The sequence below is a fragment of the Nonomuraea rosea genome, assembly GCF_039539705.1.
GTDB lineage: Bacteria > Actinomycetota > Actinomycetes > Streptosporangiales > Streptosporangiaceae > Nonomuraea > Nonomuraea rosea.
Genome location: NZ_BAABDQ010000046.1, coordinates 74,277 through 87,203 on the forward strand (window position 1 = coordinate 74,277; position 12,927 = coordinate 87,203).

At 66.4% G+C, this 12,927-nt stretch carries 11 protein-coding genes and 1 pseudogene; 6 read left to right on the top strand and 6 right to left on the bottom strand.

Annotation, left to right across the window (positions count from 1 at the left end; all coding sequences use genetic code 11):
- Window positions 1-26: 26 nt before the first annotated feature.
- The 6 genes and pseudogenes from ABEA43_RS68440 to ABEA43_RS56665 all read left to right on the top strand — a co-directional run bounded on the left by ABEA43_RS68440 (window position 27) and on the right by ABEA43_RS56665 (window position 6,947).
- Window positions 27-782, top strand: coding sequence for an integrase core domain-containing protein (locus ABEA43_RS68440; RefSeq protein ID WP_425570631.1), 756 nt, complete (start codon window positions 27-29; stop codon window positions 780-782).
- A gap of 1,007 nt (window positions 783-1,789) precedes the next feature.
- Entirely contained in the window at window positions 1,790-2,380 is a 591-nt protein-coding gene (locus ABEA43_RS56640) for a hypothetical protein (protein WP_345575744.1), read from the top strand.
- Window positions 2,381-3,240: 860 nt separating this feature from the next.
- Entirely contained in the window at window positions 3,241-3,933 is a 693-nt protein-coding gene (locus ABEA43_RS56645) for a glycoside hydrolase family 1 protein (RefSeq protein WP_486348733.1), read from the top strand.
- Window positions 3,930-4,933: pseudogene (locus tag ABEA43_RS56650) on the top strand (LacI family DNA-binding transcriptional regulator). The gene ABEA43_RS56645 and the pseudogene ABEA43_RS56650 overlap by 4 nt, the downstream one beginning before the upstream one ends.
- Window positions 4,934-4,950: 17 nt before the next feature.
- The gene (locus ABEA43_RS56660) at window positions 4,951-5,211 is read left to right on the top strand and encodes a hypothetical protein (RefSeq protein WP_345575748.1); all 261 of its coding nucleotides are present in this window, start codon (window positions 4,951-4,953) and stop codon (window positions 5,209-5,211) included.
- On the top strand, window positions 5,208-6,947 hold the full coding sequence (locus ABEA43_RS56665) for a DUF2264 domain-containing protein (protein WP_345575750.1): 1,740 nt from the start codon (window positions 5,208-5,210) through the stop codon (window positions 6,945-6,947). Before ABEA43_RS56660 ends, ABEA43_RS56665 begins: the two co-directional genes overlap by 4 nt.
- Before the next feature lie 324 nt (window positions 6,948-7,271).
- Here the strand turns inward: ABEA43_RS56665 and ABEA43_RS56670 are convergent, their stop codons facing one another.
- Genes ABEA43_RS56670 through ABEA43_RS56695 form a run of 6 tightly spaced genes read right to left on the bottom strand, consistent with a single transcriptional unit; the run spans window position 7,272 to window position 12,898 of the window.
- Complete coding sequence (locus ABEA43_RS56670; protein ID WP_345575752.1) at window positions 7,272-8,285, bottom strand: 2-oxo acid dehydrogenase subunit E2; 1,014 nt, start codon at window positions 8,283-8,285, stop codon at window positions 7,272-7,274.
- Window positions 8,278-9,243, bottom strand: coding sequence for an alpha-ketoacid dehydrogenase subunit beta (locus ABEA43_RS56675; protein WP_345575754.1), 966 nt, complete (start codon window positions 9,241-9,243; stop codon window positions 8,278-8,280). The genes ABEA43_RS56670 and ABEA43_RS56675 overlap by 8 nt, the downstream gene beginning before the upstream one ends.
- On the bottom strand, window positions 9,240-10,112 hold the full coding sequence (locus ABEA43_RS56680; protein WP_345575756.1) for a thiamine pyrophosphate-dependent dehydrogenase E1 component subunit alpha: 873 nt from the start codon (window positions 10,110-10,112) through the stop codon (window positions 9,240-9,242). The genes ABEA43_RS56675 and ABEA43_RS56680 overlap by 4 nt, the downstream gene beginning before the upstream one ends.
- On the bottom strand, window positions 10,109-10,342 hold the full coding sequence (locus ABEA43_RS56685; protein WP_345575758.1) for a phosphopantetheine-binding protein: 234 nt from the start codon (window positions 10,340-10,342) through the stop codon (window positions 10,109-10,111). The genes ABEA43_RS56680 and ABEA43_RS56685 overlap by 4 nt, the downstream gene beginning before the upstream one ends.
- Entirely contained in the window at window positions 10,308-11,483 is a 1,176-nt protein-coding gene (locus tag ABEA43_RS56690; protein WP_345575760.1) for a condensation domain-containing protein, read from the bottom strand. Before ABEA43_RS56690 ends, ABEA43_RS56685 begins: the two co-directional genes overlap by 35 nt.
- Window positions 11,480-12,898 carry a class I adenylate-forming enzyme family protein gene (locus ABEA43_RS56695; protein ID WP_345575762.1) on the bottom strand — a complete coding sequence of 473 codons (1,419 nt, stop codon included), beginning with the start codon at window positions 12,896-12,898 and terminating at the stop codon, window positions 11,480-11,482. The genes ABEA43_RS56690 and ABEA43_RS56695 overlap by 4 nt, the downstream gene beginning before the upstream one ends.
- Between the last annotated feature and the right edge of the window lie 29 nt (window positions 12,899-12,927).

Sequence of the window (12,927 nt, forward strand, 5' to 3'; positions counted from 1 at the left end):
CGGTCCTGCTCTGGCACCGCGATCTGATGAAACGACGTCACGCCCGAACCTGCCGACCGAAGCGGCCTGGCCGTCCACCCACCGTCCAGTCCATCCGCGCTCTCATCCTGCGTCTGGTCCAGGAGAACCCCGGCTGGGGTTACCGGCGGATGCACGGTGAACTCTCCACACCCGGTATCAAGGTCGCGCCGTCCACGGTGTGGGAGATCCTCAAGCAGGAAGGTCTTGATCCGGCGCCCGAGCGGGCTTCCATCACCTGGGCCGACTTCCTGCGCTCGCAAGCCGACGCCCTGCTGGCCGCCGATTTCTTCGAGACAATCACCTTGAACGGGCAGCGCCAGTACATCCTGGCCGTCATCGAACACGCCACCAGGCGCGTCCGCGTGCTCGGCACCACCGCGCACCCGAGCGCGAGCTGGGTCACCCAGGCGATGGAGAATCTGGTGATGGACCTGGACGATGCGGGCTGCCGGGCGCGCTTTCTGCTCCGAGACAGGGATGGAAAGTTCCCAGCCCTCATGGATGCGATTCTCGCCGAGGCCGGCATCAAGACGGTGCTCACTGGTATCCGGATGCCGCGGATGAACTCGATCATGGAGCGGTGGGTGCAGTCGTGTCGCCACGAGCTTCTCGACCGCTGCCTCGTATGGAACGAACGGCACCTGCGACACGTCCTGCGCGAGTACGAACGGTTCTACAACCAGCACCGGGCCCACCAAGCCCTGAACCAAGCCGCCCCGCTGCGGACGCGATCACGGATCCCGAGCGAATCACCGACCTGAACCTACGTAGGAGAGACCGACTCGGCGGCGTCCTCCACGAGTACTCACATGCCGCTTGACCTGCATGGATGGAATTTTCGGCAGACGCAAAGCCATCAGGCCCAGGAACCTCCCTCCGAGTCCCTCCCGGCTGAACCGGGGATACGACAGAGCGCCTCATGGCGCAGCTACAACGGGCACCGGCCACACCAGTCCCGGCAACAGCGTCCCGCGGATATCGCAACGCAGCCCCCCCACGACGTGACCGACCTCAACGACCCATCCGCCGAAAAACCCGTCGCCACAGGCACGATCAACGAATGCCGCCACACCGCTTAACCGGAGCTCAGACCACGTAACTCAATATTCGAGTGGCACACCTACGTCTCGGTACTGCCGGAAGTGGCCCACCAAGCCGCCCGGAAACGGCTCGGCTGGTGATCAGCGCCGCGTCCGCGCTGGGGGCGGCCGCTCGGCGGCTGACTCAGCTTTGCCTCACATTTGCCCCATGCCGCCACCGGTCGCGACCGCGACTGGAGTTTCCGCAGGTGGAGAAGCGCGCCCTGCAGGATTCGAACCTGCGACCGTCGAATTAGAAGTGCCGGCGGCGGGGTCAGTGCCGTGCGGCGGGGCGACGCTGTAGATCAGCTAGTCGATGCCGCCCTCTGCGCTCACCCAACCAGAAACGGGATGCTGCCTATCAATTCCGGCAACAGTGAGCAGTTTCGTTATAGATAGCCGATACATGTACGCCCATAACCCAACAAGAATAGCAATTGATAAATCTGCAAACGACCGTTAATCGCGCCTCCGAGCTGCGCATGTAGCCGAAATACGGCCCTGCGAATGTCCCCTAGCAGGCGAGTCGGCACAACACAAGAGGTTGCCTGCCATGCGCCAGCATGAGTAACTGTCGGCTAATACCCGGCAGCGAGCCGGGGAAAGATCTACGAGCTGCACGGACGGGTGCCGCAACCAACGATCCCCGCCCGTGGAGCACCATTCGATGCAAAGGGAGCCTACCTGCAATGTCGTTGAAACGCACGCTCTCGGCATCCGTGCTCATCGCGCCGTTCGCGGTGCTGGGCGCGACGCCGGCCTTCGCCGATGATCCACAGCCCCTTCCAGGCGACCCTGACATTGTCGTCGGCTACGAAAACGAGACGGAGGTATTCCGCGCGGAAACCACCCCTCCTACGCTGACCATGGCCTGCCGCCGCGGAGACGTCTCTTACCGGGTCTCCACGTACAGCAACAGCCACAAAGCGGTCGGCCCAACGCAGTCCAATCACAACGGAACCTCCCGCACTGCGACGTCGACCTTCACCGCCACCATCTCCGGGACTGTCTCGGTCTCTTGGAACGTCTCCGGCAGCCTGAAGGTGGACAGACTCATCGCAGGTGCCGAAGTGGCCACAGGCGTCAACCTGACTGCCAGCATGACCGCCTCCTTAGGCAACAGCATCGCGGTCCCCACCCCGGCGCGCAAGACGACCACCGCCACGTACGGCGTCTGGCGAAAGAAGACAAAAGGCGTCTACCAGGTATGCGGCCAGAGGCCGAGAAACGTGACCGCGTGGAGTCCGTGGCGCGTCGGCTGGTACATCAAGCAAAGGTGATCTCAACATGACAAGCCGACGGGCAGCGTCTCTCCTGGTTTCCTACGTCCTCGTCTCCATAACAGTGGCCTGCGCAGCCTCACCTCCGGCCAATCCAGTGACGCAGCAGCGAGACGCCACCCCGTCGGCCGCTCCGACCAAAACCCCCGCGACCACACCGCCGCCCAAACGTGCGCCACTGCGCCTGCCGGGCATGGACGCCGGCACGAACACCGTCCTCAAGGCGGGCCCCCGGACAGGGTCCATGGTGGTCGGGGATATCCCACCCGGCCGGGATGAATTGTGGGTCCTGTTCAGGTGTCGAGGGCAAGGCAAGGCGGAAATCATTCTGGAGCCAGGCATCAACATGCCCTTCACCTGCCTCGACGACATGATAAGCCCCATCATGAACCGTCTAGATTTGGGCCAGAGGAAAACCTTGACGGTACGGATTCAGGCCCCCGACTCGGTCGAGTGGGCCCTACGCATCACTCGTTAGAACGAATCAGAGTTGTGGTTCTGTCAGATCTCTGGCTACCAATATGGTCCGACAGGTGCCCCGCTCGGAAATACGGTTGCGTGCTGTGAGCTGGGGTTTTGCTGCGTCATCAGGGCGGCGACTGCGACCATCTCGAGGTGTTGTTATCGCTTGTCTACCGGTTGGTCAAGCGCCGCCAAGTCCTCGGCGGGCTGATCAACGAATACCAGCGAGCGAGCTGACCGACGGGGCGCCGTCATGAAGGAGCCAGGTCAGCGCCTTGGGCTCAGTTCTGACTCCCTTCAGGCCCTTCTCCAGTCTTGATCTCATATCGCCGACCAGCTTGGCTCTGGGTTCCTCGGCGGTGAAATCGCGGCCCACCAGGTCTGGGACGGTCGGGATCGTGCTCAATCCCACGCACGTGATATCGAAGGACGCCGACGCCGCACGGCGGATCGACGGGCTGCAGAACCGGATTCTTCTGGATCCGCTCTTCCGCGGTACCTATCCCGCCGATGTGGTGACCGATCTGGCGGAGATCACCGGCTTCGGGCACGTGCTTGACGGGGACCTGGAGACGATCGCCGCGCCGCTGGACTTCCTTGGGGTCAACTACTACACACCTGCGGTGGTGGAGCCCGGGATCGTGCGTCCAGAAATTTCCCCTTTTATTGGGTCAGAGTCTGTGCGTTTCATCGACCGGGGCCTGGCCAAGACGTCGATCGGCTGGGAAGTCGACGAGAACGGGCTGCTCGAGTTGCTGGTACAGCTCACGCGGGACTATCCGCCACTGCCGATCTACATCACCGAGAACGGCGCCGCCTACGACGAACCGGTTCACGACGAGGCACGGATCGCCTACCTGGACGCACACTTGCGGGCCTGCGAGAAGGCCATCGACCGGGGTGTGCCGTTGCAGGGATACTTCGCGTGGTCGCTGCTGGACAACTTCGAGTGGGCCTTCGGCTACAGCCAGCGCTTCGGCATCGTCCACGTCGACTACGAGACCCAGGTGCGCACCCCCAAGGACAGTGCCAAGTGGTACGCCCAGCGTATTCTTCGAGAGATTGTCGAGAGCGAGCACACCGCACGATGACGAACCGCCAGCCCACGCTCAGCGAGGTGGCCAAGCTCGCCGGCGTATCCGTCGGGACCGTCTCGCGAGTGATCAACAACGCGCCCCACGTGTCCCGCAAAGCAAGGGACGTGGTGGAGCGGGCCATCGAGGAGTTCGGGTATGTCCCCAACGTCGCCGCCCGCTCCCTGGCCAGCCAGCGCAGCGGCGCCGTCGTGCTCGCCATCTCCAGCGACGATCCCGCGCTGTTCGCCAACCTCTTCTTCGCCCAGGTCATCTCCGGGGTCAACGCCGTCATCGAGGAGTCGGACCTGGAGCTGATGCTCGTCCTCGCCGCCTCGGAGCGGGGCCGGAGCAGACTGTCCAAAATCCTTCAGTCGCGTGCGGCCGCCGGCGTCATGCTGCTCGCGCTCCGCGAGAACGACCCCCTCACCAAAATCGCCGAGGGCAGCGGCGTACCTGTCGTGCACGGCGGCCGCTCACTCGACGTCGATCCCCCGTGGTACGTGGATGCCGACAACCGGGGCGGCGCCCGCCAGGCGGTGGAGTACCTCATCTCCGCCGGCCGCACCCGTTTCGCCACGATCACCGGACCGCAGGACATGCACGCCGGTGTCGCGCGTTACCTGGGATATCGCGAGGCGATGGCGCTCGCGGGCCTGTCCGACCAGCGTGTGGTCCACAGCGACTTCACCGAGGACGGCGGCCGGGCCGCCATGGCCCATCTGCTGGCGGAACACCCCGACCTCGACGCGGTCATGGTCGCCTCCGACATCATGGCCGCCGGGGCGCTCGTGCTGCTGAAGGAGCGCGGCATCGACGTGCCGGAACAGGTCGCCGTGGTGTCGGCTTCAACGACATCGTCACCGCCCAGTACACCCAGCCCGCGCTCACCACCGTCCGCCAGCCGATCGAGGCGCTCGGCCGCGAGATGACCCGCATGTTGCTCGCCCTCATCCGGGACGAGCGCCCCACCTCGTTGATCCTCCCCACCGAGCTGGTCATCCGCGACTCGGCCTGACCCTTTTCGGAGAACCCATGCGCACCAAGCCGTGTGCTGCCTTCGCCATGTCCGACGTCGCGGCGGCAGCCGTACTCACCCCATCCGTGCGGGACTCGGTCGAGGAGGTCCGCGGGATCGAGGCCGTCCTGACAGGCAGGATCCACGCGGTGCTGGACGTCACCGAGAACGAGTGGCAGCGGCTGGGCGACCTGGCCGTGGCCGAGATCGGCCGATGGGCCGCGGGCGAGGGCTTCACGCACCCGGTCCTCCGCGAGAAGCTGGCCTTCCTGGCATGAACCGTGACGCTTGGGAGAGGGTCGCCGACGACCTGCTCCGGGCGGCTTGGCGATGGGCGAGCCCGGACCAGGCCTTCCTCCATCTGCCCGGCAAGCCTTCCGCCAACGGCGTGCTCTCAGACGGGCTCGAAGGCTACGCTCGCACCTTCCTCGCCGCCGCCTTCCGGGTGGCTGGTGCGGAGGGTGATGATCCGCACGGCTGGCTCGACCGCTACGCCTCCGGCCTGGCCGCCGGGCCCCGCCTCTGGCCCGCCATCGGCGACTACTACGGCCAGGGCCAGCCGATGGTCGAGTCGGCCTCGGTGGCACTCGGCCTTCGGCTGACCCGGCCCTGGCTGTGGGACCGGCTCGACCCTGACGTGCAGGACCAAGCCGAGACGTGGCTGCGCGGAGCCTTGCGACACCTGCCCTCGCCCAACAACTGGTACCTGTTCCCCTTGACCGTGGCGGGCTTCCTGGAGTCCGTGGGCCGGGGTGACGAGGAGACGGCCCGTGCCCGGCAGCGGGCGCTCGATCTGCTCGACCACTGGTATCAGGGGCAGGGCTGGTACTCCGACGGCGACGGTCGCGCCTTCGACCACTACAACGGCTGGGCTCTGCACCTCTACCCGATGCTCGACAGCCCGGACGTCTTCGGGGAGCGTCTGCGGGAGCACCTGGAGAGCTACGCCCTGCTCTTCGGAGGCGACGGCGCACCGATCCACTTCGGCCGCTCGCTGACCTACCGGTTCGCCGCCGCCGGCGCCGTGGCACTGGGTGCCGTCACCGGGCACACCCCGCTCTCACCCGGCGCCTCCCGCCGCCTGATCAACGGCTGCCTGCGGTACTTTCTCGACCGCGGCGCCGTTGACAGCGACGGCCTGCTCGTTCCCGGCTGGCACGGCCCTCATGAGCCAACGCTGCAGTTCTACTCCGGGCCCGCCTCGCCGTACTGGGCCTCGAAGGCCTTCGTCGCGCTCCTCGCCCCCGCTGGCCATCCGCTCTGGACCGCCCCTGAGGAACCCGTCCCGAACGAGATCGGCGATCGGGTGCTGGCCCTACCGGGTCCCGGCCTGCTCATCCAGAGCACGCGGGCCGATGGGATCGTGCGGCTGCACAACCATGGCAGCGACCACGTCCGCCCGCACGAAGCCGAAACCGCCGACGGCGACGACCCGCACTACGGCCGACTGGCCTACTCCACCCGGACGGGTCCCACCGCGCTCGGCAATGTCGCGGACAACCATCTGGGCATCGAGTTCTCCGGCTCGACCAGCGTCAGGAGGCGAATCCATCCGCTCGGCGATGGCTGGGGCTGGGCCGCCTCCTGGCACCGGCCGGTCTTCCCTACGGGCTCGCCCATGCTGCCCGGCCTGCGCGTGGAGAGCGTCACGATCGTCCGCGGACCGCTCGAAGTGCGCGTCCACCGAATCGTCGGTGCTCCGACCGGAACCCGCGTGACGGAGACGGGTTGGGCAAGTGACTTCTCAGACATCCAGTCCCTGTACGGCTGGGCTGAGCGGGACAACATTCCCGCGCCTTACGGGACCGCCTTCACACGATCGGCCCGGGTCCCACGGCTTGCTGCCGACATCACCGGCACACGCATTCTTGCCTCTCTGGTGTCGCTTACCACCGAACCCGTGCCAAGCTCCGCCGTCGCCTTTCACGCGGACGGCGACACGCTCACGATCCGGTGGACGGCCGACGGGTTCGCCACCTCGATCGCCTTCGACCCGCTGCAGGTCATTGCTTGAGCTGTAAGCTCGGAAAGGCCTGCACCAGGGCGCGGACAAGGAGCGAGCCAGCACCACCCCGTCCAGCTTCGCGGAGTTACTGCGCCGGCGCGACACGTCTCACCCTGAAGCAGCTCGCCAAGGCTTCGGGGGTCAGTGCCAGCACCGTTTCGGACATGGAGCGCGAGCGGTCATGTGGATACCCAGGTGGACGGACATGTCATTCCCGGCAAATGGCCAGGTGACTCCTGCTGGGCGGCCACGAGATCTCCAGGGTGACGGACAACTCCATGGGGCTGAGATGCGGAGCCACGGCCAGGTATGGCCAACGACGGCGAGGCCGCTCTACAGCGCTTCCATGCGGCGGCGGAGCTCGGCGAGGAAGAGGGCGACCTCCCGGCCGTTGATCAGGCGATGGTCATAGGCGAGTCCGACGTAGGTGGACTCGCCGGGAGAGGCGACGGCCAGCGCGCAAGTGGTGCCGGGGAAAACAAAGGGGATCGCCAATACCACTTCGCCTTCGGTGTGGAGGGTGATCACGAAGTTGGCGCCGCTGAGGTCGGCTTCCTTGAACGAACCGGACGCGGCGGCCACCCGGTACTTCATCAGGGTGGTGGCGATCTCCTTCAGGTCGCCCGGGTCATGCAGGACCGGGACGTACAGGCCCTCGCCCACGTCCACCGTGATGCCGACGTTCGGGCTTGTGGCGGGTATGGCTTGATCGCCATCGATGTGGGAGAAGAACAGCGGGAAGTCGGCGTGCATCGTGGCCACGGCCTGGACGAAGAGCTCTGCGACACCGACCGGGCGGCGGATTTCGCGAGTTGCCGCGGCCGCTCTCTCCAGCGCGGGGCACAGGTTCATCCCAACGACGGTGTACGCCGCCGGGATCGCCTGGTGAGACAGCTCCACAGCCCTGGCCACAGCCTGCTGGACCTTGGACAGCTTGATGCCGTGCGGCTTCAACTGCTCGATGTCCGTCCTGCGGATCACCTTGCGACCGAGTGTTTCGACCTGTTCACGAGAGATACCCAGCTCGTCCATAAGGGCCTGCGCGGGTGCGGTAATGAGCGAAGTCCCAGTGCTGGACAAGGCCTTCTCGGACGGGCGCGCAGGGGATAGGGACGGCGCGGGGCCGATATTGGCGATGAGTTCGTTGGGTTTGCACCAGGTGCCAGGAGCGGCGATCTGGTGAAGGGGGCCGTCGGCGTCCGCGGTGAGTTCTTCGACGGCCTTGGAGGTCTCCACCGACACCACCACGTCGTCGGCCTTGACCTCTGTTCCGTCGGGGACCAGCCACTCCACCACCAGATATGCGGCGTCATTGGAGTTCAGCTTGGGCATGCGAAGCTCAGCCACGGAGGGTCTCCTTGATCACGCGCCGGATGGCCGCCTCGTTCGCCAGGACCTGGTCTTCCAGGTGGACCGCCGCCGGGATGATGCTGTCCTGCGAGTGGATCACCGTGACCGGCTGGGCCAGCCGGCCCCAGCGTTCCTGGTTCAGGCCAAGGGCCACCTCTGCCCCCCACGTTCCCCCGGCGGTGCTCTCTTCCACCACGAAGAGGTACGGCACGTCCGGCACGTCCACCTCGAACGGATAAAGCCGGGAGGGCACGATCAAGGTGCCGAGCAGATCGTCCTCCATGAGTAACGTCTGCATCGCCTCGAGGGCTTGATAGGCCATCCCACCCGGAGCGATAAGCACGAAATCCGGATTTTTCTCGACAAAGACGGTTGCCACCCCGTCATCGAGGCGTTCGGTGAACGGCTCGGGCACCGCGTGCATTTGCCGGGTGTAGAGCACCTTGCCCTCGAACAGGATGCATGGTTCACCGCGGCCCAGCATCTCGGCGAACACCTCGAGGTTGTCGCGGAACGGCGAAACCTCGTACAGCGCCAGGTTCGGGATCCCGATGAAGTGTTTCTGCGGACTCTGGCTGTGGGTGGGGCCATATCCGCGGCCACCGCCGACCGGGCAGCGTACCACCATGCGTAAGGGCAGGCGCGAGCCGTACATGGTGACGGACTTGCTGGCGAAGTTCACGAGCTGGTCGAAGGCTAGAGCGATGAAGTCGCCGAACATCATCTCGACGATCGCCTCGTCGCCCGCCAGGGCCAGCCCTGCCGCCACGCCGGTGATGGCGTTTTCGCTGATGGGGGTGGCGAGCACCCGGTCGGGAAACTTACTGGACAATCCCTTTGTGATCTTGAAGGCACCGCCGTACGGGTCGAGGATGTCCTCACCGAGCACGTAGAGGTCGGGCCGGGCGGCCAGCAGCGAGTGCAGGGCCGCGTTGAGGTTCTCGGCCACTCTCATGCCGGTCCCCGCATGATCACTTCGGCGACGACCTGCTCCACCCGGGCGCGTGCCCGGCGCTCCAGGCGTTCCGATTGCGCCGGATCCACCGCCGCCTGCCAGTCTTCGACCGCGCGCAGGACCTCGGGCGGCCGGGTGTCGTCGCCCTTGCTGTGCGGGCCCAGGCGATGGGTGACGAACTCGACGACCAGCGGCGATCCGGTTCGGACTGCGGCCACCGGCATGGCAAGTCGGTCACGGATCGCGGCCACGTCGACGGTGTCTACGCGCTGATATGCGATCCCGAAGGCGGCGGCCCGTCCCGCGACGCTGCCTGCCAGGTGCATGCCCGCGGGGGTGGTCTGGGCGATGCCGTTGTTCTCCACGATCACCAGGAGCGGTAGCCGCCAGAGGGCGGCGATGTTGAGAGCCTCGTAGACCGCGCCTTCGCCGAGCGTTCCGTCGCCGATGTAGACGCAGGCCAGGCGGCCTGGCTCGGTTCTTTTCAGGTGCAGCGCCACCCCCGCGGCCACCGGGAGCGACTCCCCCTGGACTCCCGTGGACAGGTAGCGGCCCCGCTTGATGTGCTGACTGCCGCCGACGCCACCGCAGACCGCGCCCTGGCGGCCCATGATCTCGGCCAGCAGCCCCTCGAGATCGCCGAACCGAGCCAGATAGTGGCCATGGCCTCGGTGGTTGCTGAAGACGTAGTCGTCGGCAAGCAGGAGGGCTTCCAAGGCGACCGGCACGTACTCCTGGCCCAGGCAGGTGTGGGTGGTGCCGTTGAGTAGGCCCTGGCCGTACAGCTCCAGGAGTTTGCGCTCGAAGGCCCTGATCGTGAGCATCAGCTCCAGGTCCTCATCGACGCTGCGATCCAGCAGCTCGGTCACTTCAGAACCTCGAGCACGCCGCGGATGGTGGGGTTGTCGAAGAAGTCTTCGATGTTCACCTCCACGCCCAGGCGCTTGCGCATGCGCGCGATGATCTGCGTGATGGTCAGGGAGTGGGCGCCAAGGTCGAAAATGTCGTCGTCCAAGGCGATCGGCGAGATTTCCAGGACCTCCTCCCAAATGGACCGGATCTCCTCAGTTCGCGGATCTACGACAGCGTTGTCCAGCACAGAACCCACCCGTTGACTTGTCGGATATTTCGGGAAATGCGGGCAGCTCCCTGGGAGAACCGGCCGCGACGCGCCCCAGGACGTCAGCCAGATCCCTGGAGAAGATCTCCGCCACATCCTCTGCCTCCTGGCTGTAGCGGAGGCCGGCCAGCAGCCCGTTCGGCGCATCCAGGAGCTGGAGCTGCAAGGCTCCGCGTACAGCGCCGTTGAACGCCAGCCACTCCACGTTTCCCCACGGCGGCTGCCGTCCCCCGTGGCGGTAGCTGACCGAGATCGGCGCCAGCGAGGCGTGCGGCCTGATGCGCGGGACGGCCCTGGCCAGCGGCACCTCGCGGAAGCGGTACAGCTGCCGCAGCTCGGTCCGCAGCCCGGCCGCGAGATTCTCGAAAGGTCCATCAAGCGAGGAGAACAGCGGCACCTCGTTGACGAAGGGACCGATGTGTCCCTCCTCGGCGACGGAGCGCGTCGACAGGTCGATGGCGGTGACGATCTCGGCGTTGCCGTACTCACGAAGCAGCGTGTGCAGTGCCGCCACAAACACCTCGAACCGCGTCAGCCCCGGCACCCTGGGCACCTCCAGCGAGAACCTGTGCTCGTGGCCTGCGCTGAACCTCCGGCCGCGCACCGTCTTCCCTGCGACGACTATCTCCTGCGGCTCCCGCCACCTGCTCGCCCAGAACTCCTTGGCGGCCTCAAGCCGGGCAGCGACCCGCTGCCGGAGGCCGGCCGCGTGGTCGTGCGCGGCAAGAGGCGGCGGCGGAGTGCCGTCGAGGAATGCGGCCAGGTCGTCGACCAGGATCTCCTTGGACGCACCATCGAAGATCACATGGTGGGCGACGATCGTCAGTGTCCGTCCGTTGAGCGTGAAGGTGATCAGCGGCCCGGTGTCGATGTCGAGCTCGTACGACGCGCCCAGTGCGGGTCTGCGGGCCGCGGGCACCAGGTGGAGCACGCCGTCTCGTTCCTCGATCGCCGAGCCCAGCATCGGGTGCCGCTCGACCAGCTGGTCGATGGCCTTGGCCAGGGCTGCGGGCTCGGGCGCCGCGGCGAAGGTGATCACGATGGGCATCCGGTAGGCGGTACCCGCCCCCAACTGCTCGTTGATCCAGATGCCGTGCTGGATGAAGCTGACCTCGCTCACGTGACAGCCTCACGCAGTGCGAGCTTGTCGACCTTGCCGTTGTGATTGCGGGGAATGGAGTCGACGGTGATCACCTTGACAGGCAGCTCGTGCGCCGCCAGCCGGTCTTTGAGGAAGATCCGTAGGTCCTTCTGCGTGACGCTGCCGACGACCGCGACCATGACCGCCTTACCGAGCGTGGCGTGCGGGATCGCGACCGCAGCGGCCTCGACGACGCCGGGGCAGGCGTAGACGGCCTCCTCGACCTGGATGGTGGAGACCTTGAATCCCCCCGATTTGATCACGTCGCTCTCCCGGTCGACGAGGTAGAGGTAGCCCTCCTCATCCAGGTATCCCAGGTCGCCCATCCGCACCCAGCCGCGCTGGAACACCTTCGACCCCTGGTCGCCGTAGTAGGAGCGGGAGACGGGCGAGCGCATCCACACCTCGCCGGTGGTGTCGGACGGCAGCGGTTCGCCGTCGGCAGTGGCGATCTTCACGGCGGATCCCGCCGCCGCACGTCCCAGGCTCCCTGGCCGCTCTGGGTCGTAGATCATGACGGTCTGGGCAGGCGCCGCTTCGGTCGAGGTGTAGTAGTTGGCGATCGTCGCCTTCGGGAAGACCCGGCACAGGTCGGCGGCCACGCGGCCGGGCAGCGGCGCGGCGGCCGACCCGAGAAGGAGCACGCTGGACAGGTCGTGTTCCTCGTGGACGCGGGCGCTGAGCAGTTCGATGGCCATCGCGGGAACGAGGAAGACCGTACCGGCACGGTGAGTCTCGATCAGTGCGGCGAATCGGTCGGGTGTGAACCACGGCAAGGTGACCACGGCCGGGTGCGCGTCGAGCGCATTGGTCAACATCTGCTGGCCGGCGTTCGTCCCGATGGGGAAGCCGTGGACCAGATGCCGGGAGTGAGCGAAGGGCCGGCGCCGCCCGCCGCGTCCCCAGACCAGATTCGCATGCGTGGCGGTCACCCCTTTGGGGCTCCCCGTGGTGCCTGAGGTGTAGAGGATCTGCGCGAGATCCGCCGGCTTGGGATCCGGCAGTTCGGCGGACCCCCACAGGTCATCAAGCCTGGCCGTCCAGCCTGGAGCGTCCGGAGCGCCGCCGGTGTGTATGACACCGGCGGTGTCGCAGTGGTGCAGCTTGAACCGCAGGTCGGCAGGGGCCAAACGAGCAGACAGTGGTACGGCTGCCGCACCCGCCCTGAGCACAGCCATGAAGGCCACCGCGTAGTCCGGCCAATCAGCGGCCCCGAACACCAGGCCGACCCGATCCCCTAGCTTGACGCCCCTGTCCACCAGCCCGGACGCCGCCCGGCGCGACCGTTCTGCCCATTGTCCATGGGTCAGCGGCTCGGCACCCGGAACGATCAAGGCCACCCGATCCGGCTCGGAGGCCGCCCGGGTGTCGAGGAGCTGGAGGAGAGTCGTCATAATCAGAAAGAATCTTTACTATTTGGGTT

Bases quoted from the DNA above. Each gene is read 5' to 3' on its own strand.
- ABEA43_RS68440 (WP_425570631.1), top strand. From the start codon at position 27: ATGAAACGACGTCACGCCCGAACCTGCCGACCGAAGCGGCCTGGCCGT.
- ABEA43_RS56640 (WP_345575744.1), top strand. From the start codon at position 1,790: ATGTCGTTGAAACGCACGCTCTCGGCATCCGTGCTCATCGCGCCGTTC.
- ABEA43_RS56660 (WP_345575748.1), top strand. From the start codon at position 4,951: ATGCGCACCAAGCCGTGTGCTGCCTTCGCCATGTCCGACGTCGCGGCG.
- ABEA43_RS56665 (WP_345575750.1), top strand. From the start codon at position 5,208: ATGAACCGTGACGCTTGGGAGAGGGTCGCCGACGACCTGCTCCGGGCG.
- ABEA43_RS56675 (WP_345575754.1), bottom strand. From the start codon at position 9,243: ATGAGAGTGGCCGAGAACCTCAACGCGGCCCTGCACTCGCTGCTGGCC.
- ABEA43_RS56695 (WP_345575762.1), bottom strand. From the start codon at position 12,898: ATGACGACTCTCCTCCAGCTCCTCGACACCCGGGCGGCCTCCGAGCCG.